At 67.3% G+C, this 21,681-nt stretch carries 23 protein-coding genes; 5 read left to right on the top strand and 18 right to left on the bottom strand.

Annotation, left to right across the window (positions count from 1 at the left end):
* Positions 1–9 precede the first annotated feature (9 nt).
* Entirely contained in the window at positions 10–990 is a 981-nt protein-coding gene (locus AGI3411_RS28100; protein WP_129530598.1) for a Bug family tripartite tricarboxylate transporter substrate binding protein, read from the bottom strand.
* A gap of 103 nt (positions 991–1,093) precedes the next feature.
* On the opposite strand from AGI3411_RS28100, the gene AGI3411_RS28095 reads away from it, so the two are divergent.
* Positions 1,094–1,855 (top strand): IclR family transcriptional regulator, encoded by a 762-nt coding sequence (locus tag AGI3411_RS28095; protein WP_129530597.1) that lies wholly within the window; start codon positions 1,094–1,096, stop codon positions 1,853–1,855.
* A 21-nt stretch (positions 1,856–1,876) separates the two neighbouring features.
* On the opposite strand, the gene AGI3411_RS28090 is transcribed toward AGI3411_RS28095, so the two are convergent.
* The 4 genes from AGI3411_RS28090 to AGI3411_RS28075 all read right to left on the bottom strand — a co-directional run bounded on the left by AGI3411_RS28090 (position 1,877) and on the right by AGI3411_RS28075 (position 5,796).
* Positions 1,877–2,422, bottom strand: coding sequence for a DUF934 domain-containing protein (locus tag AGI3411_RS28090; RefSeq protein WP_129530596.1), 546 nt, complete (start codon positions 2,420–2,422; stop codon positions 1,877–1,879).
* Positions 2,415–4,157: a nitrite/sulfite reductase gene (locus AGI3411_RS28085; protein ID WP_129530595.1), complete on the bottom strand. Its 1,743-nt coding sequence runs from the start codon at positions 4,155–4,157 to the stop codon at positions 2,415–2,417. Before AGI3411_RS28085 ends, AGI3411_RS28090 begins: the two co-directional genes overlap by 8 nt.
* Positions 4,158–4,592: 435 nt before the next feature.
* A complete protein-coding gene (locus AGI3411_RS28080; protein ID WP_062683649.1) occupies positions 4,593–4,784 on the bottom strand; it encodes a DUF2970 domain-containing protein in 192 nt (63 codons plus the stop codon).
* Positions 4,785–4,860: 76 nt separating this feature from the next.
* A complete protein-coding gene (locus AGI3411_RS28075) occupies positions 4,861–5,796 on the bottom strand; it encodes a LysR family transcriptional regulator (RefSeq protein ID WP_129530594.1) in 936 nt (311 codons plus the stop codon).
* A 257-nt stretch (positions 5,797–6,053) separates the two neighbouring features.
* On the opposite strand from AGI3411_RS28075, the gene AGI3411_RS28070 reads away from it, so the two are divergent.
* Positions 6,054–7,388 carry a DUF3100 domain-containing protein gene (locus AGI3411_RS28070; protein ID WP_129530593.1) on the top strand — a complete coding sequence of 445 codons (1,335 nt, stop codon included), beginning with the start codon at positions 6,054–6,056 and terminating at the stop codon, positions 7,386–7,388.
* 80 nt (positions 7,389–7,468) lie between these two features.
* On the opposite strand, the gene AGI3411_RS28065 is transcribed toward AGI3411_RS28070, so the two are convergent.
* The 11 genes from AGI3411_RS28065 to AGI3411_RS28015 form a co-directional block, all read right to left on the bottom strand.
* On the bottom strand, positions 7,469–8,038 hold the full coding sequence (locus tag AGI3411_RS28065; protein WP_129530592.1) for a hypothetical protein: 570 nt from the start codon (positions 8,036–8,038) through the stop codon (positions 7,469–7,471).
* Positions 8,039–8,214: 176 nt separating this feature from the next.
* On the bottom strand, positions 8,215–8,814 hold the full coding sequence (locus AGI3411_RS28060; RefSeq protein WP_129530591.1) for a glutathione S-transferase: 600 nt from the start codon (positions 8,812–8,814) through the stop codon (positions 8,215–8,217).
* A gap of 24 nt (positions 8,815–8,838) precedes the next feature.
* On the bottom strand, positions 8,839–10,548 hold the full coding sequence (locus AGI3411_RS28055; RefSeq protein ID WP_129530590.1) for an FAD-dependent oxidoreductase: 1,710 nt from the start codon (positions 10,546–10,548) through the stop codon (positions 8,839–8,841).
* 5 nt (positions 10,549–10,553) lie between these two features.
* A complete protein-coding gene (locus AGI3411_RS28050; RefSeq protein ID WP_129530589.1) occupies positions 10,554–11,282 on the bottom strand; it encodes an SDR family NAD(P)-dependent oxidoreductase in 729 nt (242 codons plus the stop codon).
* A gap of 9 nt (positions 11,283–11,291) precedes the next feature.
* Positions 11,292–12,044: an SDR family NAD(P)-dependent oxidoreductase gene (locus AGI3411_RS28045; RefSeq protein WP_129530588.1), complete on the bottom strand. Its 753-nt coding sequence runs from the start codon at positions 12,042–12,044 to the stop codon at positions 11,292–11,294.
* 17 nt (positions 12,045–12,061) lie between these two features.
* On the bottom strand, positions 12,062–12,781 hold the full coding sequence (locus AGI3411_RS28040; RefSeq protein WP_129530587.1) for an ABC transporter ATP-binding protein: 720 nt from the start codon (positions 12,779–12,781) through the stop codon (positions 12,062–12,064).
* The gene (locus AGI3411_RS28035; RefSeq protein ID WP_129530586.1) at positions 12,774–13,538 is read right to left on the bottom strand and encodes an ABC transporter ATP-binding protein; all 765 of its coding nucleotides are present in this window, start codon (positions 13,536–13,538) and stop codon (positions 12,774–12,776) included. The genes AGI3411_RS28040 and AGI3411_RS28035 overlap by 8 nt, the downstream gene beginning before the upstream one ends.
* Positions 13,535–14,536, bottom strand: coding sequence for a branched-chain amino acid ABC transporter permease (locus AGI3411_RS28030; protein ID WP_129530585.1), 1,002 nt, complete (start codon positions 14,534–14,536; stop codon positions 13,535–13,537). Before AGI3411_RS28030 ends, AGI3411_RS28035 begins: the two co-directional genes overlap by 4 nt.
* Positions 14,533–15,435, bottom strand: coding sequence for a branched-chain amino acid ABC transporter permease (locus AGI3411_RS28025; protein ID WP_129530584.1), 903 nt, complete (start codon positions 15,433–15,435; stop codon positions 14,533–14,535). Before AGI3411_RS28025 ends, AGI3411_RS28030 begins: the two co-directional genes overlap by 4 nt.
* A gap of 67 nt (positions 15,436–15,502) precedes the next feature.
* The gene (locus AGI3411_RS28020) at positions 15,503–16,717 is read right to left on the bottom strand and encodes an ABC transporter substrate-binding protein (RefSeq protein WP_129530583.1); all 1,215 of its coding nucleotides are present in this window, start codon (positions 16,715–16,717) and stop codon (positions 15,503–15,505) included.
* 79 nt (positions 16,718–16,796) lie between these two features.
* Positions 16,797–17,591, bottom strand: coding sequence for an SDR family NAD(P)-dependent oxidoreductase (locus AGI3411_RS28015; protein WP_129530582.1), 795 nt, complete (start codon positions 17,589–17,591; stop codon positions 16,797–16,799).
* A 205-nt stretch (positions 17,592–17,796) separates the two neighbouring features.
* Here AGI3411_RS28015 and AGI3411_RS28010 point away from each other — a divergent pair, with 205 nt between their 5' ends.
* The gene (locus AGI3411_RS28010; protein ID WP_129530581.1) at positions 17,797–18,474 is read left to right on the top strand and encodes a GntR family transcriptional regulator; all 678 of its coding nucleotides are present in this window, start codon (positions 17,797–17,799) and stop codon (positions 18,472–18,474) included.
* Positions 18,475–18,519: 45 nt separating this feature from the next.
* On the opposite strand, the gene AGI3411_RS28005 is transcribed toward AGI3411_RS28010, so the two are convergent.
* Positions 18,520–19,170, bottom strand: a complete 651-nt coding sequence (locus tag AGI3411_RS28005; protein WP_129530580.1) for a carbonic anhydrase — start codon at positions 19,168–19,170, stop codon at positions 18,520–18,522.
* 226 nt (positions 19,171–19,396) lie between these two features.
* Here AGI3411_RS28005 and AGI3411_RS28000 point away from each other — a divergent pair, with 226 nt between their 5' ends.
* Positions 19,397–20,623: an MFS transporter gene (locus AGI3411_RS28000; RefSeq protein ID WP_129530579.1), complete on the top strand. Its 1,227-nt coding sequence runs from the start codon at positions 19,397–19,399 to the stop codon at positions 20,621–20,623.
* On the opposite strand, the gene AGI3411_RS27995 is transcribed toward AGI3411_RS28000, so the two are convergent.
* The gene (locus tag AGI3411_RS27995; protein ID WP_043546706.1) at positions 20,610–20,948 is read right to left on the bottom strand and encodes an FxLYD domain-containing protein; all 339 of its coding nucleotides are present in this window, start codon (positions 20,946–20,948) and stop codon (positions 20,610–20,612) included. The genes AGI3411_RS28000 and AGI3411_RS27995 overlap by 14 nt on opposite strands.
* A 346-nt stretch (positions 20,949–21,294) precedes the next feature.
* Here AGI3411_RS27995 and AGI3411_RS27990 point away from each other — a divergent pair, with 346 nt between their 5' ends.
* A complete protein-coding gene (locus tag AGI3411_RS27990) occupies positions 21,295–21,633 on the top strand; it encodes a PsiF family protein (protein ID WP_043547174.1) in 339 nt (112 codons plus the stop codon).
* The last annotated feature ends 48 nt before the right edge of the window (positions 21,634–21,681 follow it).

Below are 21,681 nucleotides of genomic sequence, written 5' to 3'. Positions count from 1 at the left end.
GGACAGGCCCTAGTTGGCTTTGAGATTGGCGTTTTTGACGACGGCGCCCCATTTGTCGATTTCGCTGGCAATCTTCTTGCCGAACGATTCGGGCGAATTGGGCGGTTGCGGCGCGTAGAAGCCGGACTGTTTGTACGAGGCCTGCAGCGCGGGGCTGGCCAGCGCCTTGTTCAGGGCCTGGTTGAGGCGGTCGATGACCGGCTTGGGCGTGCCCGCGGGCGCGACCAGGCCGAACCAGGACTCCACGTCGAAGCCGGGCAGCCCGGATTCCGCCAGGGTGGGCGCGCCAGGCACGGAGTCCAGGCGCTGGGGCGAGGTCACGCCAATGGCGCGCAGCTTGCCGGCCTGCACGTGCGGCAGGGACGAGGGCAGGTTGTCGAACATGGAATCCACCTGGCCGCCCAGCAGGTCGGCCACCGCCGGGCCGCTGCCGCGATACGGCACGTGCAGGATGTCGGTGCCGGTCTGCATCTTGAACAGCTCGCAGGACAGGTGGATGGACGAGCCGCTTCCGGACGACGCGCAGGTCAGCTTGCCGGGGTGCGCCTTGGCGTAGGCGATGTATTCCTGCACGGTCTTGACCGGCAGCTTGGGATTGACCACCAGGATGTTCGGAATGGTCGCCAGCAGGCCGACGGGCTCGAAACCCTTCACGAAGTCGTAGTTCAACTGGCTGTAGAGCGAACGGTTGATCGTGTTGGCGATCGAGCCGACATACAGCGTGTAGCCGTCGGGCGCGGCGCGCGAGACGATTTCCGCGCCGATGTTGCTGTTGGCCCCCGTCTTGTTCTCGACGAGGAAGGTCTGGCCCAGTTCTTCCGAGAGCGTTTTCGCCACCAGGCGCGCCACGATGTCGGTGGCGCCGCCGGCGGCGTAGCCGACGACCAGCGTCACGGGACGCTCGGGATAGGGCTTGGCCGCGAGGGCAGGGGCCGCGATAACCGTGGCCAGGGCCGTCGCCGCGGCCCACCGCTTGCTGAGAGTCTTCATTGTTGTCTCCGTCCTGTTTTGTCTAATATTTGGACAGCTCTTTGTCTGTCCCGCTTCATATTGGGCTTTGATAGAGCCCTCATCAACGCAACGTGTCCAGAAATTGAACAAACCAGAATCGGAAGAGGCGGGGCCGCGCGTATTGCGCCGCGGCTTGCGCGTGCTGGGCGTCCTGCGCCAGGCCGGCGCGGCGGGGATGCACGTCGTCGATATCGCGCGGGCGGCGGGCATGCAGCGGTCCACCGTCTACCGCTATCTCGACGTGCTGGTGCAGGAGGGATATGCGCTGCGCGAGTCGGAGGCGCCGCGCTGGCGCGTGGCCGAACTGGGCGTGATGATGGCTGGCGACCCGCACGCCCAGGCCGTGCGCGGCCTGCGGCCGGTGCTGCGCCAGATCAGCGACGTGAGCGGCGATTCCGCTTTTCTCATCTGCCGGGCGGGGAACGATTCGCTCTGCCTGCACCGGGAAGTGGGCAACTATCCGGTGCAGGTGCTGGCGGTGACGGTGGGGCATCGCCAGCCGCTGGGCGTGGGCGCGGCCGGGCTCGCGCTCTTGGCGGCGCTGCCGCCCGATGAGGCCGAAGAGGTGATGGCGCAGAACGAGCAGGCGCTGCGCGCCTACGGGGGCATGACGGTCGCCCAGATGCGCCGCCTGGTGGAGAATACCCGGGGCCGGGGCTGGTCCGTGGTGGGCAATGCCGCGGTGCCTGGCGTGCTGGGCGTGGGAGTGGCGCTGTGCGATGCCGCGGGGTATCCGCGGCTGGCCGTCAGTGTGTCCAGCCTGATCAGCCGCATGCAGGCGCCGCGCCAGCGCAGCATCGCCGACCTGATCCGCGCGCAGCTGGCGCCCGTCCCGCCGTTCTAGCGGGAACGGGCCTAGGGTACGCTAGGCGGCCGCGGCCACCGGCACCCGGTACGTCTTTTGGTAGTGCACCGTGAACGTCTTGAAGGCCTCCAGGGCCTTGTGCGGGTCATGTCCGGGCTTGACCAGGAAGCTGTCGAAGCCGACGCGTGCCTGGTAATGGATGGTGTCGATCATCACGTCGCCCACCGCGCGCAGTTCGCCCTGCCAGTGGTAGCGCGTGCGCAGCAGCTGCGCCAGCGAATAGCCGCGGCCGTCTGTATAGACCGGGAAGTCCACGGCGATGAAGGCGATGCCGGCGGGGTCCAGCGTGCCGTCGGGTTCGGCCAGGTCGCGCAGGTCGGCGTCGGGTTCCAGCAGGACCGCGACCGGATGGCGATGGCGGCGCAGGGTGGCGTGCGACGTTTTCCAGGTGGACAGCGGCACGATCCAGCCCGGCGCGTCGCCGGGCACCTGGCCTTCGGCGGCCACTTCGGGTTCGGGCGTGAAGAGGCGGAACGTGTCGGCTTCCAGCCGGCCGTCGCGGATCAGGTGCGGGCCGGGGGCGTCGTGGGCGTAGATATCAGGCATGGGCGGGCTCCGCGAGCTGCGTGGGTTTGGCGAAGGCGGGGTCCGAATAGACGTCCTGCTTGAAGGGGTCGATGCCGACGCGGTCCACCACGTCGATGAAGCGTTCTTCCTCGCTGTCGCGCAGGCCCAGATAAGTGCGGATCAGCCGGTCGACCACGCCCGCGACCTGGTCGCGCGCGAACGACGGGCCGATGATGCGGCCGATCGCGGCGCCGCCACCGCGCGTCGATTCGATATCGGGCAGCGGCTTGGCCGCGCCGTTCTGGCGGCCGCCGATCGTGACCTGGTACCACTCCTCGCCGGCCTTGTCGACACCGAGGATGCCGATGTGGCCCACATGGTGATGGCCGCAGGAATTGATGCAGCCCGAGATGTTCAAGTCCAGCTCGCCGATCTCGAACAGGTAATCGAGGTTGTCGAACTGGCGCTGGATCGCTTCGGCAACGGGGATGGAGACGGCATTGGCCAGCGCGCAGAAGTCTCCGCCCGGACAGGCGATGATGTTGGTCAGCAGGCCGACGTTGGGCGTGGCCAGGTTCAGCGCTTCCAGCGCGGTCCAGAGTTCGTGCAGGCGCGCGCGGCGGACGTCGGCCAGGATCAGGTTCTGTTCATGCGAGACCCGCAGTTCGCCGAAACCGTAGCCGTCGGCCAGGTCGGCCACTGCGTCCATCTGGTCGGCCGTGACGTCGCCCGGCGGCACGCCCGTGGCCTTGAGCGACACGGTCACGGCGGCATAGCCGGGAACCTTGTGCGGATGCACGTTGGTGCGCAGCCAGCGGGCGAAGCGGCGGTCGGCGGCCGCGAGTTCGGCGGTGTTGTCCGCGTCCTGCTCGGCTGCGGCGTCGTATTGCGGCCAGATGAAGCGGGCCTTGATCGTGTCGACGAATTCCTGGGTGATGGTGTCGGGGCCGCCCTTGATCAGCTGCCACTGTTCATCGACCTGCTGCGCGTAGACTTCCGGCGTCAGGTCTTTCACCAGGATCTTGATGCGTGCCTTGTACTTGTTGTCGCGGCGGCCGTGCAGGTTGTAGACCCGCAGCGCGGCCTGCAAATAGGTCAGCAGGTCCTGCCACTCGACGAAGGGGTTGATCAGCTTGCCGACGATGGGCGTGCGGCCCAGGCCGCCGCCCACCCAGACGCGGAAACCCAGCTTGCCGTCGCGCTCGACCGCCTGCAGGCCGATGTCGTGTACGCCGACGGCGGCGCGGTCCTGCACGGCGCCGCTGACGGCGATCTTGAACTTGCGCGGCAGGAAGGCGAATTCGGGGTGCAGCGTGGACCACTGGCGGATGATCTCGCACCAGACCAGCGGATCGACGAGTTCGTCCGGCGCGACGCCGGCGAAGTGGTCGGTGGTGGTGTTGCGGATGCAGTTGCCGCTGGTCTGGATAGCGTGCATCTGGACCGTGGCCAGTTCGGCGAGGATGTCGGGCACGTTTTCGAGCTTGGGCCAGTTGAACTGAATGTTCTGGCGGGTGCTGAAATGGCCGTAGCCGTGGTCCCACTTGCGTGCGATGTGCGCCAGGGTGCGCAGCTGGCGCGATGCCAGGATGCCGTACGGAATGGCCACGCGCAGCATGGGCGCGTGGCGCTGGATATACAGGCCATTCTGCAGCCGCAGAACGCGGAATTCGTCTTCGGTCAGCTGGCCGTCGAGGAAGCGGCGGGTCTGGTCTGCGAACTGCGCGACGCGCTGCTCGACGAGCTGCTGGTCGACGGGGTCATACACGTACATGTCACTGCCCTTGAAATCTTCTCGGTCCGGCCCCTGCGGTCGCTTGGCGCTACGCGCCAGAGAGGGGATTCATAACCGTAACAGGCAGCCGCCGCGACCGTCTAAGTCATTCTGGTAATAAGGTAATGAGTGCCCCCACGCTGCACTCGCTTCGCTCGCTTGCTGCCCCCCAAGGGGGCTGCGCCGCCTTGGGGCGGCCCGGCGGCGGCGCGGCTATTTTTGCGGAGGTTTTAGACCTCGACCAGTGTTGGATTCCACTTCGCATGCTTTGTGCTTGCTGCTCAGCTGCGTTGCCTTGAGGCGGCTCGTTGGCATACTAACTAGACCGAGATCTTCGTACAGCAGGCCTCCTCTATGGACTGCGGGCTTCGTGGGCGGGGCTTCGAAAACGCGCGCGGGGTGCAGCCGCTGCGGGGAGGAACTTGCCGCAGTGTTTTACAACGCGGCGTTCACGGCCCAGCGGGCGACCAGTACCAGGATGACGACCAGGCACAACGCCATCAGCAGGCCGGTCAGGATCAGCGGGGCCGGCTTGTTGTTGGCGATGTCTGCATCGTAGCCCTTGCCTCGGCGTACGCCGAAGAATCCCCACAGCACGGATTTGACCGTGCGCAAGAAACCGAGCATGTTTATTCTCCTGGCGTCGTGGCGGATGCGGGCACTGTAGGCTGCGGCGAACAGGGAAAACAGATGCAGATTCGCCTTACTCGACCGTATCAGATGGCGGCGCGGACGGCGTGCCGATGCCGCGCACGATGTGGTCCAGCAGCTCGCGCGCGGCCGGCGAGATATGGCGGCCGGCGCGGCTCAGCACCTGCAGGCTGCCCTGGTTGAGGATGGGGTTGGCCAGCGGCAGGCTGGCCAGGCGCTGGGCGCGCATGTCGGCCGTCACGGCGATGGGGGGCGTCAGCGCATAGCCGATGCCCGCGGCGGCGAACTGCCACAGCGCCTTGAAGGACGAGGTGGTCAGCACGTTGCGCAGCCGCACCTGCTCGCTGATTTCGGCGGCCTGGATGTGCTGGCGCACGCCGAAACCCTCCTGCATCGAGGCGCCGGGATAGTCCGCCAGGTCCGTCAGCAGCAGGGGGCGGCGCAAGCGGGTCAGCGGGTGGTCCTGGCGGACGATGGCCCGGATGGGCTCGGGCCGCGCGTAGTGGGTGCGCAGGCGGGCGTCGTTGGGCGGCTGGAACACCAATCCTATATAGGCGCGGTCATCGACGATGCGCTGCACGATCTCGGAGGTGCGGGCGACATCGATGTCCAGCGTGACTTCGGGGTGGCTGCGCCAGTAGCCGGGCAGCACCTGGTCGAACATCATTTCGACGAAGCCTTCGCCCAGCACCAGGTCGATATGGCCGCGCTCGGCATTGCGCAGGCTGTCGATCTCCGAAAAGAAGCTCTCCTGGATGTTCTGCTGGCGTTTGACGTAGCGGGCCAGGATGTGGCCCGCGTCGGTGGGAACCACGCCGCGTCCCCGGCGCTCGAAGAGGGCCATGCCGCAATCGCGCTCCAGCGCCGCGATGGCCCGACTGACGGCCGACGGGTCCATGTCCAGTACTTCGGCGGCGCCGCGCACGGAGCCTCGGCTCATGACCTGCATGAAGTAATGGGTGCGTCGGGCGTCCAGTTTTTCGTCCATGGCGGGGGTTCCGTGACGGGACTGCGGCGGGAGGTCCACAGATAAACACTAGGGTTTACCCTTGCATTGAACAAGTTCATGCAAAAATTTCCCTGGAAAAGCTTATGTGTTGCATTTTACGCAACGCTAATGGGCCTGTCCTGTCATGGTTTGCCCGCCGGCCCCCCGGCGAAAATCGGCCCTTCCGCGCGCGACGCCGGCCCACGGGCCCGCGGCAAGCCGCCACGACGATTATTCACGTTCTCAGGGGTTATCCGATGTCTCACGCCAGCGCCAGTCTGGCCACGCCTTCCATGCCGCTCTCCGGCCGCATCCGCATGCTCGCCGCCATTTTACTGGTGGTGATCATTTCGGAAGCGATCGGCAGCGTCACGTTCACGGTGGGCCCGGGCAAGATCATTCTGCAGCCGATGCTGTGGGCCATCTTCATCGGCGCGGTCGTGGCGGCCTTCGGCCAGCGCCTGCCCGCTGGCGCCGGCATCGACACCGCCATGCAGACCCGCATCAGCGGCTACCTGCAATACGCGCTGTTGCCGTTCCTGGCTAAGCTGGGCCTGATGGTAGGCGGGGCCCTGCCGCAGGTGCGCGAAGCCGGCTGGGCCCTGGTGTTCCAGGAGTTCGGGCATTTCTTCGGCACCATGGTCATCGGCCTGCCGCTGGCGTTGCTGCTAGGCATCAAGCGCGAAGCCATCGGCGCCACCTTCTCGGTGGGCCGCGAGCCCAGCCTGGCCATCATCGGCGAGCGCTACGGCATGAATTCGCCGGAAGGCCGCGGCGTGATGGCCGAGTACATCACCGGCACCGTGATCGGCGCGCTGTTCGTGGCGCTGATGGCGGGCTTCATCACCAGCCTGAATATCTTCGATCCGCGCTCGCTCGCCATGGGCGCCGGCGTGGGCTCGGGCAGCATGATGGCCGCGGGCGTGGGCGCGATCGCCTCGCAGCAGACGCCGGAAGTCGCGCATCAGGTAGCCGCGCTGGCCGCCGCCGCCAACTTGCTGACCACGGTGGTGGGCGTGTACTTCACCCTGTTCATCTCGCTGCCGACGACGATCTTCCTGTACGGCAAGCTGGAACCCGTGCTGGGCCGCTTCTCGCGCGGCAAGGCCGAAGCGGCCGTCGACAACAGCGTGTCGGAAGACGTGCCGGCCCACAGCGCCAAGCTGGGCTTCGGCGACCGCCTGACCGCCTACGCCGTGTGCGGCCTGTTCGCGCTGGTGGGCAACCGCCTGGGCTATGGCGTGCCGTTCGCGGACGCCTTGCCGGGCATGGGCATCATCATCCTGCTGGTCGTCATCACCGATCTGGTGCTGCGCGTGGTGCCCAAGCTTCCGGCCGTGTTCGTGCTGTCGCTGATCGCCATGACGGCCGGCTGCCCCGGCGTGCTGCCGTATTCGGACCAGATCATCGCGATGGTCGGCAAGGTGAATTTCCTGCCGTTCACGACCGTGATCCTGGCCATGGCGGGCCTGTCGATCCTGAAGGACCTGCCTGCCTTCCGCAAGCTGGGCTGGAAAATCGTGGTGGTGTCGCTGGCCGCCAACGCTGGCACGTTCCTGGGCGCGACGATGATCGCCGAGTTCTTCCACTGAAGATGCGCCGCACCCGATGAAAAGCCCCTTCTAGGGGCTTTTTCATGCGCGGCGATTCCTGGCCGGCCAGCGGGCGGCGGTCAGGGCGCGAAGCCCGGCCGGTAGCGGGCGTTGTCGGTGGCGTTCTCCGTGGCGCCGATGTTGGCGACCTTGGGAATGCCGGCGCCGCCCGCCTTGACGGTTGCGGCGGCCTGCCATTCGTGGACTTGCGGGTTGCCCATGGCGACGCGGTAGGGCTGCAGCGGCATCAGCCCTTCTATCGTGCCCAGGTCGTTTGCGTTGGCGCCTTGCGCCGGCGCGGCCGATTGCGCCGCGTAGTCGGCGATGGCGCGGCGCATGCGGGTATCGGCGTATTGGTCGCGCAGGGTGTCGAGGGCCGGGGGGATGGCGCTGCGTGCGGGCACGGCGTCGGCGTGGTCGCGGACGAGCGCAGCGGCGACCCCGGCCAATGGCGCTGGCGGCACCTGGCCGGCGCGCGCCAGGCGCTGGGCTTCCCAGGCGGCCGGCGTGCCGCGGCCGGCCCGGCGAGCCGCGCCGCTTCGCGCGGCCCATTCCGTTTCCCAGGCGGGGCGGGTTTCCTCCAGCATCGGAATGCGCGCCGGGTAGGGCGCGGCGACGCGAGGAATGGCGGAGATTGCGGCAACGTTCATGCTGTGCTCCCTGTCGTGGTTGGCCTGTCGGCGGGCCGGTCCAGCGGAGTGACAGCTTCAATGTAACAGGAATGGCCGCAATGAAAACGCCGCCGTCCTTCCGCCCTGGTCGGCCTGCCAAAAGAACAGCCCCCGGGCGGGCGCCAGGGGGCTGCATAGCGCCTCGGGCCGCAAGGTCAGGGCTTGGTAGCCTGCATCGAAGGACGCTGGCTGAAGGTTTCGTACCAGGCCGCGGTGGCGGGGTGCGCCGCGCGCCAGTCCAGGTCGGGGAAGCGGAAATCCAGGTAGCCCAGCGCGCAGCCGATGGTGATGGTGCCGATATCCAGGCGGCCTGCCAGGGCGGCCGCATTCTTCTCGATCAGGGCCAGGCCATCGCGCACCTTGCCCAGCTGCCCCTGGACCCAATCGTCCCAGCGCAGCTCCTCGGGCCGCAGCACGGCTTCGTAGCGGGCCAGCAGCGCCGCGCCGAGCATGCCGTCGGCCATCGACTGTTCGGTCAGCACCTGCCAGCGCGTCTTGCCGGCGGGGAACAGCGCGCCGCCGCCCAGCTCGTTCAGGTATTCGCAGACCACGCGGCTGTCGAACAGGATTTGCCCGTCGTCGGTGATGAACGTGGGCACCTGGCCCAGCGGGTTGCTGGGGATGATGGTCTGGTCGCGGGCGACCGGGCCGGCCGCGCTGGGCAGCTTTTCGATGCGGTCGGCCAGGCCGAGTTCATGCGCGATGACCATGCATTTGCGGACGAACGGCGAGGCGGGCGAGAAAAAGATTTTCATGGATGTCCTTGTCGGTGGAAAGTCTCAGTGTTGAGCATGGGCCATGTGTTGTCCAGCCACCCAGCCAAAAGTCAGGGCCGGGCCCAGGGTGATGCCGGGAGCGGGATAGGCGCCGCCCATGACGGACTGCATGTCGTTGCCGGCCACGTACAGGCCGGGGATGGGCGCGCCGCCGGCGTCCACGGCCTGGGCGTTCGCGTTGGCCGCGATGCCGCAGGCGGTGCCGATGTCGCCGGCATACACCTTGACGGCATAGCAAGGACCGTCGCCGGCGAGCGGCGCCAGGCAAGGGTTGGGCTGGTGGTCCGGGTCGCCCAGATAGCGGTTGTAGGCGGTGCTGCCCTTGCCGAAATCGGGGTCCTGGCCTTGCGCCGCCTGGGCGTTGTAGCGGCGCACCGTGGCTTGCAGGGCATCGGCGGGCACGCCGAGCTTGCCCGCCAGCGCCGCCAGCGTGGGCGCCTGGATCAGGTAGCCCTGGTCGATCAGGTGCTGCCGCGGCCGACCGCCGGGCAGCGCCAGGCCCAGGCCCCAGGTGTCGATGAAGCGCTGATCGCAGATCAGGAACGCGGGGATGCTGGGCGCCGTCTCGTGGCTGCGGTACATGGCTTGAACGAACTCATGGTAGGACGTCGATTCGTTGACGAAGCGTTCGCCGGCGCCATTCACGGCGATGAGGCCGGGCTTGGCGCGGTCCCACACCAGATGCGGATAGCGCTGGCGCCGGCCGTCGCGGGATTCCAGGATGGAGACGGGGGCCCAGAACGCGGGACTGGCATAGCCCGAGCCCAGCGCGGCGCCTGCCTGCTCGGACAGGCGGATGCCGTCGCCCGTGTTGTCTTGCGGCGACATGGACCAGTCGCCGGTGGGCTGCGGATAGGCGCGGGCGCGGCGCTTCGCATCCCAGGGAAAGCCGCCGGTGGCCATCACCACGCCCCGCCGGGCGCGGATGTTGAGCCTCTTGCCCGCGCGCGTGATGGCGGCGCCCAGCACGCGGCCGGAGGCGTCCCGGATCAGGCCCTGGACGGGGGCGCCGAGCCAGTATTCGACGCCGCGCGCGAGCAGCCCATGGAAAAGCTGCGCGGCCAGCGCATTGCCCAGCAACAGCCGGGTGCCCCGGTGATAGCCGCGTGCCCGGTCGGCCGCGTAGCGCAGCACGAGCTTCATGCTGTGGCGCCAGGCGGAAAAGGACCGGGTGGCGCGCAGCAGGTGCCGCACATCGGTGATGTTGACCATCATGCCGCCCAGCACGGTGAATTCTTTCAAGGGGTCGCGCAGATCGCGGAAGCGGCGGCCCAGCTTGCGTCCGTCGAACTCCACCGGGTCCAGCGAGCGTCCGCCCATCGCGGCGCCGGGGCGGTCGGGGTAGTAGTCCGGCGATGCGGTGCGCGCGGCGACCTGCAGCAGGCCGCGGGAAGCCAGGTAGTCCATCATGCGGGGACCGGCGTCCAGATAGGCGCGCTTCATGTCGTCGGACGCCGCGGCGCCCACGGTTGCTTCCAGATAGGTCCAGACCTTCTCGAAGCTGTCGGGGTGGCCGGCCGCGTCCGTCTGTGCGTTCAGCGGAATCCACAGCGCGCCGCCGGAGATGGCGGTCGATCCGCCGATGCGGCCGGTCTTTTCGACCAGCAGCACGTCCAGCCCTTCCTCATGCGCCGTCAGCGCCGCCGTCATGCCGCCCGCGCCCGCGCCGACGATCAGCGCGTCGACTTCCCTGTCCCAATTGATGCTGTCCATGCGGCTTACGCTCCCGATCCGCCCAGCGACTTGCCGCCGTCCACGAAAATGACCTGGCCCGTGATGAAGTCCATGTGCGGCGCGGCCAGGAAGGACACGGCATTGGCGATGTCGCGCGGCTGGCCCGCGCGGCCGGTGGGCTGCAAGGCCAGTTGCGCGGCCAGGCGCTCGGACGTCAGGTTGCGCAGGAGCGGCGTATCGATGAGCCCGGGGGCGATGGCGTTGACCAGGATGCCGCGCGGCGCCAGCTCCATGGCCGCGGCGCGCGTGTACCCCACGAGCGCCGCCTTGGAGGCCACGTAATGGGGATGGTTCTTCGCGCCCAGGTAGGCGCGCGAGGCGATGTTGACGATCTTGGCACCCGGCGCCATGCCGAGGGCGGCTTCCTGCGTCAGCGTCGCCACCGCCAGCAGGTTGATCTCGAACGCGCGGCGGTAGTCGCCGCTGTCGACGTCGAAGAATTTGCGCTCGTCGAAGACGCCCGCGTTGTTGATCAGCGCGCTCAGCGGGACGAGCTCGCGGACCAGCGCGCGCGTGGCGGCCTCGTCCGTCAGGTCGACGACGCGGTATTCGACTGCCAGCCCCAGCTGGCGGAGCGCGCGCGATTCCCGCTCCGCGAGTTCCGCATTGCGGTCCGCCATCACCACGTGAAAGCCGTCTTGCGCCAAGCGTTCGACAATCGCCAGGCCCATGCCGCTGGCGCCGCCGGTGACCAATGCCGTACCCAGATTCATGGTATCTCCCTATACGGCGAGGTAGCCGCCGTCCACGGGCAGCACCACGCCGTTCACGTAGCTGGCCATGTCAGAGGCCAGGAAAAGCACGGGGCCGACGATTTCATCGGCCCGGCCCGCGCGCGCCATGGGCGCCCGCTGCATGTACCAGTCGGTGCCGTGCGCCTGCGCGCGCTGGCCCGCCGTCATCTCGGTTTCCATCAGGCCCGGCGCCACCGCGTTCACGCGTACGCCATGCGGCGCCAGGTCGCGTGCCAGCACTTCCGTGAACGAGCGCACGCCGCCCTTGGACACCACATAGCCCGCCGTGGAAATGCTGCAGCCATAGGCCACGATGGAGCACAGGTTCACGATGGCGCCGCGTGTCGCCTTGAGCTGTTCGACAAAGGCATGGGTGACGTTGAAGGTGCCCTGCAGATTCACCTGCATGACGCGATCCCAGATTTCGGGCGTGCGCGGGTCGTCGAACGGCGCGCGCGCCGAGATGCCGGCGTTGTTGACCAGGACGTCCAGGTTGCCGTGGCGCGCGGCGGATTGCGCGGCAAAGTCGCGGACGGCATCCGCCTGGGTCACGTCGAGCACGGCGTCGCAGGCCTGGCCGCCTTCGGCGCGGATGGCCTGGGCGGCGCGCGCGGCCAGCGCGGCGTCCACGTCGGCGACGATGACCATGGCGCCCTGCCGGGCGAAGCCCTGCGCGATGGTGGCGCCCAGGCCCCGCCCGGCGCCTGTGACGAGGACCCGTTTTTCTTGCATCGAAATCATGGATTTTCCTTGTGGCGCTAGGCGCCGAGATAGGCGCGCTGCACGCCTTCGTCGCTGGCGAGCGCGGAGGATTCTCCTTCCAGCGCGATTTCGCCGTTCTCCAGGATGTAGGCGTAGCTGGACACCGACAGCGCCAGCTTCACGTTCTGCTCCACCAGCAGGATGGTGATGCCCTGCTCGCGGTTGAGCCGCAGCACGATGTCGAAGATCTGTTCGACCACCAGCGGCGACAACCCCATCGACGGCTCGTCCAGCAGGATCATGCGCGGGCGGGCCATCATGGCGCGGCCGGTGGCCAGCATCTGCTGCTCGCCGCCCGAGAGCGTGGCGGCCCGTTGCTCGAAACGTTCGCGCAGCCGCGGGAAGGTGTCGCAGACCATGTCCAGGTCCTGCCTGACGGCCGCGCGGTCGTCGCGCAGATACGCGCCCATTTCCAGGTTTTCGCGTACGCTCATTTCGCGGAAGATCTCGCGGCCCTCCGGAACCTGGACGATGCCGCGGCCGACGACCGCATCCGCCGGCAGGCGGTGGATGGGCTCGCCGGCAAAGCGCACGCTGCCCGCGGTGGCGGCGACGAGCCGCGAAACGACGTTCAGCGTGGTGGACTTGCCCGCGCCGTTGGCGCCCAGCAGCGCGACAATGGCGCCTTGCGGTACCTTCAGCGATACGTCCTGCAGGGCGCGTATGTTGCCGTAGGCGGCCGATACCGCCTCGACTTCAAGCAGAATTTCAGGCACCGGCGGCTCCCTTGCCCAGATAGGCCTCGATCACGCGGGGATTGCTGCGCACCTCCGCGGGCGTGCCTTCGGCAATCTTCTCGCCGAAGGACATGACAGTGATGCGATCCGAGATCGACATCACCAGCTGCATGACGTGTTCCACCAGCAGCACTGTGATGCCGTCGCGTTCGCATAGCTCGGTCAGCAGGCGGTCCAGCGTCTCGATCTCGCGGTTGCGCAGGCCCGCCGCGGGTTCGTCCAGCAGCAACAGCTTGGGGGAAATGGCCAGCGCGCGCGCCAGCTCCAGCATCTTCTGCCTGCCGAAGTCGAGGCTGCATGCGGGGGTGTCCAGGAAATCGGCCAGGCCCACGCGTTCCAGCAGGTGCTCGACGCGCTCGCGCGTTTCGGCCATCGCCGGACGCAGCAGCTTGCCCGGGGTGTTCGCGCCGTGGGCGTAGGTGCCGAGCAAGGCGTTTTCGCGCACGCTGAGCGCGCCGAAGAGTTCGAGGTTCTGGAAGGTGCGCGCTACGCCCAGCGTCGCCATTTCGTGTGGCTTCTTCGCCGTGATGTCGGCGCCGTCGAACCGGATGCTGCCGCTGCTTGGGCGGTAATAGCGCGAAATGCAGTTGAAGGTGGTGGATTTGCCGGCGCCATTGGGGCCGATCAGCGCGTGGATGCGGCCGCGCTCCACCTGCATCGACAGGCCATTGATGGCGGTCAGCCCGCCGAACTTCACGGTCAGCCCCTGCACGTCCAGATAGGGATGGGTGCTCATACCGCGCTCCTTTGCGTCGATTTGGCGGTGCCGGCGGCGGGGCGCTGCGCCGTGGCGGGCGCTGCGGGGGAGGGGGCGCGGCGGCGCGCATCGCGGCCGGCGAACAGACCCTTCGGCGCAAACATCATGAAGCCCATCAGAATGAAGCCGTAAATGATCTCCTGGAATGACAGGGCCTGGCGCAGCAGCTCGGAGATCAGGCCGAAGCCGATCGCGCCGGCAATGGCGCCGCGCACGGAACCGATGCCGCCCACGACGACCATCGTGAGGATCAGGATGGTGGTCTGGAAGCCCAGGCTTTCGGGATGGATGAACGACGCGAATGTCGTGTACATGCCGCCCGCGATGCCGGCATAGGCGGCGGAAATGGTGAAGGCGGTGCGCTTGATGGCATTGATGTTCACGCCCATGGCCTGCGCCGCGACGTCGCTTTCGCGCACGGCCCGGAAGGCCGAGCCGAGCTGCGAACGCGACAGGGCGATGGTTGCCGCCAGCAGGAGCGCGGCGATCAGCACCACGAAGGGGTAGGCCTTGAGATCGGTAGCCAGTTCGTAGCCGAACAGCGTCGCCGGCGAGATCCGGAAGCCGTTCGACCCGTTGGTGACCGATTGCCAGTTCAGGAATACCCATTGCATGGCTTCGCCGAACGCGAACGTCGACAGCGCAAGATAGATGTCGCGCATGCGCAGCGCCAGCGCGCCGATCAGGTAGCCGAGCGCCGCGGCCAGCAGACCGCCCGCGATGATGGAGATGAAGAACGGCGGGTGCCACTGGTTGTTGATGAGGCCGGCGGTATAGATGCCCACGCCATAGAAGGCGGCGTGCGACAGCGCGAACTGGCCGGTCTCGCCGATGACGACATGCAGGCCCAGGGCCAGCACGACGAACACCATCAGCAGGTTGACGACATAGATGACGTAGCCGCTGGCCACGAAGGGCAGGGCCGTCAGCACCGCGGCCATCAGCGCCAGGAGAATGCGGTCGATCTTGTTGCTCATACTTTCTTCACCTGCAGTTTTCCGCCCAACAGGCCCTGGGGACGCAGCAGCAGCACCACCATGATGGCGACGAACGGCGCGACCACGATGGCGTTGGTCGAGATGAACAGCCCCACCAGGTTTTCGGCCACGCCGATCACGAAGCCGCCCACCACCGCGCCGGGCAGGCTGGTGATGCCGCCTACGATCGCGGCGGCATAGGCCAGGATGGCGATGTGGCCGATGTCCGGCGTGATGAGGATCTTGGGCGTGATGAGCAGCGCGGCCACTGCCGAAATCAGGCCGGATAGCGCCCATACCATCATGCGGATGCGCGCCAGGTTCACGCCCACCAGACGGGCCGCCTTCGGATTCATGCCGACGGCGCGCATCGCGCGGCCGACGCGGGTGTAGGTGAACATGAAGAACAGCAGCAGCATGACGCCCACCGCCACGGCGAAGATCACCATATCCAGCTGGGTCAGCACCGCATCGCCGATGATGACGGCGTCTGTCGGCGCCAGCGGCGGCAGCGAGCGAGGTGTGTCGCCCAAGCCCGTCTGGCGCACCATGCCTTTCAGCGCGTAGGCCAGGCCCAGCGTGGCGATGACCATCTGCACGCCCACGCCCTTCGAGGCGATGACGCGTTCCATCACTACGCGCTGGAACAGGCCCGACACGAGGGCGACCATGGCCAGCGTGACGGGGATGACGGCCAGGTAGGGCCAGCCCATCACCAGCGTAAGGAACAGGGCGATGTAGCCGCCGACCATGAAAATTTCGCCCTGTGCGAAATTGGGCACGTCGGTGGTCTTGAAGATGATGACCACGGCGACCGCCAGCAGCGCATACACGCTGCCGGTCACCAGTCCCGACAGCACCCCCTGCTGCAGGAACAGCCAGATATCGGCAAAGCTCATGATGTTCTCCGGCCGCCCGCGCAGCGCTGCGCCGCCGCGCGGGCCGGACCTGTTTCGGGCCGAGGTTCTACTTCTGGTATTGCCAGGTGCTCTTGAATGCGCCGGGCACGAGCGACATATTGGTGCCGTCGAACTTGATATAGATGGCGGATTCCTGCGCGGCGCGGTCGCCCGGGCCGAACTCGATGGGGCCTGCCATGACCTCGGAGTCGAACTTCATCGTCTCCAGCGCCTGCAGCACCTTTTCGCGCGTGGGCTGCGGGCCGGCGGCCTTCAGCGCGTTCACGACCGCCATCGCCGGCGGCAGGCCATAGGGCATGTATGACTGCGGATGGCCCGGTTTGGCGGCCAGGTCGGGATAGGACTGCTTGTACATGTCGTACACCCAGGTCAGCTTGGGGCCGCCCGGCAGGTCGGAAAGCACGTCCTGGATGTAGACGTTCTTGAACGCGTCCTTGTTGCCCACGTTCTCCACCAGCTGCTTCAGGTCGGCCGTGCCGTTCACCGCCAGCACGATGGGCTTGTTCCAGCCCAGTTCCTGCGCCTTCTTGATGATGAGAGCGGCGGGGCGGGCGTAGGTGGTCAGCAGCAGCACGTCCGGGTTGGCCGCGCGGATCTTCAGCATCGGGGCGGTGACGTCGGTGATGTTCGGGTTCACTGACTGCACTTGCAGGACCGGATCGCCGAGCTGCTTGGCCTGGGCCTGGGCGGCCTCCAGGTTCCAGCCCCCATACGCGTCGTCGTGATTGATGTAGCCGATCTTCTTGGCCTTCAGGTGTTCCGATGCGAACTGCACCATCGATCCGCCCACCGCGTGCTGCGAAATCGAGAAGGCGCCGTAGATGTATTTGGAGGGCGGATAGAGGGCGCCGTCGCCCGAGGCGTTGAGCATGACGAGCGGCACCTTCTCGCGTTCGACGTATTCGCGCGAGGCGACCACCGCGGCCGAGCAGGATCCGCCGTTCAGCAGGAACACCTTGTCCTGCTCGTTCAGCTTCTTCACGGCGGCGACCAGGTCGTTGGCGTTGCAGCGGTCGTCTTCGATGACCAGCTCGATCTGCCGGCCGTTCACGCCGCCGTCCTTGTTGACCTTGGCGTACCACATCTTGGCGGCGTTCACGACGTCGAAGCCGTAGGCCATGCCGCTGCCGGACAGCGGCGCGAACATGCCGATCCTGATGGTCTTGTCGGTGACGCCGGGCGCTTGCTGCGCCTGCGCGCCTGCGGATAGGGCCCACGCGCACAGCGCGGCAGCCGTCGCGTAGCGACTACGTTGATTCATGCTTTGTCTCCCGTTTCTGGATGCGCGCCTGTGTTGGTGCGGCGCTTTGCTGCGTAGGCGGGCGGGCCGCCGGAATTTCCTACTGCATGCGGTAGCCGCCGTTCACGTCGATGACGCTCCCGGTGATGTATCCGGCCGCTTCGGAGGCCAGGAAGCGCACGGCGGCGGCCACGTCGTCCACGGTGCCGATGCGGCCCAGCGGAATCGCCTGGGCGGCCGCGGCGAGCGCGCCGCTGCTGGTGACCGTGCTGCGCAGCATGTCCGTGTCGATCAGGCCGGGCGCGATGCCGTTGACGGTGACGCCCAGGTGCGCGGATTCGCGCGCCATGGCCTTGGTCAGGCCCAGCACGGCGGATTTGGCGGCGATGTACGAAGCGCTGGAACGATAGCCGCCGAGCTGCGCGGCCACCGACGTGAAGGTGATGATGCGGCCATGGGCCACCGGCGCGGCTTCGCGCCGGCGCAAGTAGGCGCGTCCGCACAGGAAGACGCCACGCGCGTTGACGGCGAAGCTGCGTTCCCAGATGTCCAGCGTGGTGTCCTTGATCAGCGGACGCTCGCCGTTTTCCTGGAACAGCAGCAGGCCGGCCGCGCTGACCAGGACGGCGATCGGGCCATGCCGGGTTTCGATCTCGTCGAATGCGCGCTCGACCGAGGCTTCGTCGCTGACGTCGAAGGCATGGGCGGCGTGCGGCGCGCCGAGTTCGTCGGCCACGCGGCCGGCGCGCCCGGCATCCACGTCCGAGACCACGACGCGGAAGCCGGCCAGCGCCAGCTCCTGGCAGACGGTGGCTCCGATGCCGCCGCCGCCGCCGGTTACCAGCGCGAGACGGGGAGTGGCGCCGGATTCGGCGGGCGTGGATACATTGGACATGCTGTCTCCTCGGTGGCGTGCCGCAAGCCTTGGGGGTGGCATGGCCGCTATCGTTAATTTTTTGCGATTATGTATACATGGAGTGCTGCGAGGTATAGGGGCTTACCCTGAACGCCGTTTGATTTAGGACAGAAACCTTAGGGAAAGCGAGAGAGCGGACTCTTGACAAGGTGGCGCAAGTATTCTTCATGTATACAATGAAGGCATGGATACGCTATCTCAACACGTGACCGATACGCTGCGGGACTGGGTGCTGCATGGCAAATTCAACCCTGGCGCCCGTCTTGAAGAAATCCCGCTGGCCGAGAAGCTGGGGGTGTCGCGCACGCCGGTGCGCGCCGCGCTGGCGACGCTAGGCAACGAAGGCTTGCTGGAGCACCTGCCCAAGCGCGGATACACCGTCCGCGCCTACGACATCGGGGAGATCGTTGCCGCCTACGAGGTGCGCGCCGCGCTGGAGGGGCTGGCCTGCCGCCAGGCTGCCCTGCGCGGGCTATCGCACGACGCGGTGGCGGTGCTGAAGAATTGCCTGGACGACGGCGACCGGATCCTGGGCAAGGGGGTGCTGCTGCCCGAAGACCACCTGCCGTACCAGCAGGTGAACATCACGCTGCACAACGGCATTCTTGAGGCGGCGGGCAACCCGTGGGTGAAGCGCTTCGCCACCCAGGCGCAGGCCATCCCCTACGCATCGGACCGCATCATCCTGTGGGAGGACCACGGCATCATCCTGCGCTCGCACGACGACCACCACCGGATCGTCAGCGCGATCATCGCCCGGGACGGCGCGCGCGCGGAAGACCTGATGCGCGAGCATGTGTACTACGCGGGCATCATCCTGAAGAACAACTACGAGAGGCTGGCGCAGGCCTACCGGGTGTGAGGCCCGCGCGGCCGCGCCTGGCCGGCCGCACCTAGCCGGCCGCACCTAGCCGACGATGCCGGTTTCCAGGCAGGGATTGAATTCGCCGGTCTTGGAGTCGCGCAGGAACAGCACGCCCGTGGCCACGCCGAAGTACGTGCCGTGCAGCTCCAGCTCGCCCTTCTGCACGCGGCGGCGGATGGACGGGAACGTCATCAGGTTGTTCAGGCTGTGTTCCACCGTCGCCAGCTCGAGGCGCTTCAGATTGGCTTGGCGGTCGCCGGTGGCGGGGCCCAGGCGTTCGGCCACGGGTTCGATCTGCGACATCCACTTGCCGATGAAATCGCCCTTGGACAGGGGCTTGGCGTCGTCGAAGAAGGAACGGATGCCGCCGCAGGAGGCGTGGCCCAGCACCACGATGTGCTTGACGTTCAGGCCGTTGACGGCGAATTCGATGGCGGCGCTGGTGCCGTGGTACGAGGATTCGGAGTCGGGATCACAGGGCGGGACCAGGTTCGCGACGTTGCGGATCACGAACATTTCGCCGGGGCCGGCATCGAAGATCACTTCGGGCGAGACGCGGGAGTCGCAGCATCCGATGATCAGGATTTCCGGGCTTTGCCCAGTTTCGGCCAACTTCTTGTATCGGCTGCTTTCCGAGTGGAAGCGGCCCTGCAGGAATGATTGGTAGCCTTCAGAGAGTCTTTTTGGAAACATGATCTTTTCGTCCTCGTAGCGGAGCCAGGCATGCTGGCGCGCCGACACACGCAACAAGGGGCTTCGTTTGGAAGCCCCTTTTCATCGAGTCGACATAGGATTTTCCCACACTTGGCCCGGTGTTCCCGGGGCTAGACCCTGAAGCGGCAAGGGTTTTTGGCCTGGACAAGGCAAGCCATACGCTATATACGAGAATGATTATCATTATTTATATGGTGAACCCTCCATGAGTCTTGAATCCGATGAGCGGGCGCCGGTGGCCGGCGCTTTCAGCATCAAGCCCCTGATGTTCGAGACCTTCGCGTGCACGCTGGCGCTGATGTCTTTCGTGGCGCTGATAGGACCGATAGCGCGGTCGCTCGGGCTGGCGCCCTGGCAAGCGGGCCTGGCGGTGACGGTGGGAGGCATCGCCTGGGTGCTGTTTGCCCGCCGCTGGGGGGCGGCCAGCGACAGGCTGGGGCGCCGGCGCATCATTCTCCAAGGGCTGGGAGGGTTCGTGCTGTCCTATGCCGCCCTGTGCGCATTCCTGATCTTCGCCTTGCGCAATCCGCTGCCGGTCTGGTTGGCCTTCGCAGGCATGGTGGTCCTGCGGGGCCTGGTCGGCGGCTTCTACGCGGCCGTGCCGGCGACCGGGGCGGCGCTGATCGCCGACTACGTGCCGCCCGGGCAGCGCGCAGGCGCCTTGGCGATGCTGGGCGCCGCCAGCGGTCTGGGCATGGTTGCCGGGCCTGGCGTGGCGGGCATGCTCGCTGTCCATGGTCTGGAATTGCCGTTGGTCATCACAACGGTGCTGCCGGTGGCGTCCCTGGCCGTCCTGTGGCGCTGGCTGCCGCGCGCCGAGCGCCATGCCGCGCCGGACGCGGCCTCGCTGAAGATCGGCGACGCGCGCCTGCGCCGTCCCATGGCGGTAGCGTTCACGTCCATGTTCTGCGTCATCGTTGCGCAGGTCGTGGTGGGCTTCTTCGCGCTGGACCGCCTGCACCTGGATGCGGCCGCCGCCGCGCGCGCCGCGGGCATTGCCTTGACGGCGGTCGGGGTGGCGCTGATCCTGGCCCAGTTGCTGGTCCGCCGGCTGGGCTGGCCGCCGGAGCGGCTGATCCGCATCGGCTGCGCGGTTTCCGCCCTTGGCTTCGGCTCGATCCTGTTTGCGGCGACGCAGCCGTTCCTGTGGATAGGTTATTTCGTCGCGGCGGCGGGCATGGGCTGGGTCTTCCCTTCGGTGACGGCTCTGGCCGCCAACGCCGTGAACACGAACGAGCAAGGCGCCGCGGCCGGCACTGTCGCCGCCGCCCAGGGCCTGGGCATCATCGCGGGGCCGCTGGCCGGCACGCTGGTGTACGACGCAGACCCCGGCGCGCCCTATGCGCTGATTGCGGGGCTGCTGGCGCTGGCGGCGGTCTGGCCGGCCCGCGCCAGGGCGGCGGCGCCGCTGGGCACCGCTACCAGGCGTTGACGTCCAGCGCCGTGACCCGGGTGAATTGCAGGGGCGTCACCGCCCTGATCTGCTTGATTTGCCCGGGCGCCAGAGGGCCGGAAATGCCGTCGCGCACGCGGCCCACCTCGCGGCCCTGTTCGTCGTAAAGCACGAAGGTCAGCAGCACGCTATTGATGGGGCGGGCGGACTGGTTGGCGAGCAGCCCGGTGATTGCCGACACGTTCTGGTTGACGTCGCGCACGGCCTGGACATTGCCCAGCGTGACGCCATAGACCGGGCCTTGCGCGCTGGCGGCGCAAGACAGGCCGGCGAGCAGGGCGAAAGCGGCTAGGGCGGTTTTCATGGCGGTCTCCCGTGTAGGCAGGCATGTGTATCTCACACCTTTCCGGCCGCCGGCACAACGGGTCAAACGGATGAATGGGTAACGGCTTGCATGCCTTGGCCGCAAATTCGGCGGCGAATGCGGCAGGAGCATGGGAATATCGCGCAATCGCGGGTTTTCGGCCTGCCGCGATGGCTTGCGCGCAGGCGCTTCAGGGCGGCGTAAGCCTTGGCGATTCTTGACTTTCGGGGATCTTGCGCGGGCGTCCGGTTTGTTCGATGATGACCGGGCCGGCGAATTGGCCGGCGGATCGTGCGGCCCGCCATCGCGCCAGATTCCGGGCGCGCGGACGCCCAAGGGAGGAACCATGCTTTCCCGTACCAGCCAGTTGGCTTCTGCCATCCTGTTGTCCGCCTGCTTCGCCGGGGCCGCCTATGCCCAGACCCCCGCCGCCACGCCCGCTCCCGCCAAGACGCCCACGCCGCAACAGCAGCGCATGGCGGACTGCAACAAGTCCGCGGAAGGCAAAAAGGGCGACGAGCGCAAGGCCTACATGAGCAGCTGCCTGAAGGGCGAGACCGCGGCGCCAGCCAAACAGCTGACGCCGCAGCAGCAGAAGATGAAGGACTGCAACGCCCAGGCCGGAGAGCAGAAGCTGACCGGCGACAAGCGCAAGACCTTCATGAGCACCTGCCTGAAGGGCTAGCACTTGGCCGGGGTCTGACACCCACGGGATTGCACGTTGTATTCAACG

This window comes from Achromobacter agilis, assembly GCF_900496965.1.
In the GTDB taxonomy this organism is placed as follows: Bacteria; Pseudomonadota; Gammaproteobacteria; order Burkholderiales; family Burkholderiaceae_B; genus Achromobacter; species Achromobacter agilis.
The sequence above is the reverse complement of the archived record's forward strand: the minus strand, read 5'-3'. Positions and strand labels throughout refer to the sequence as shown.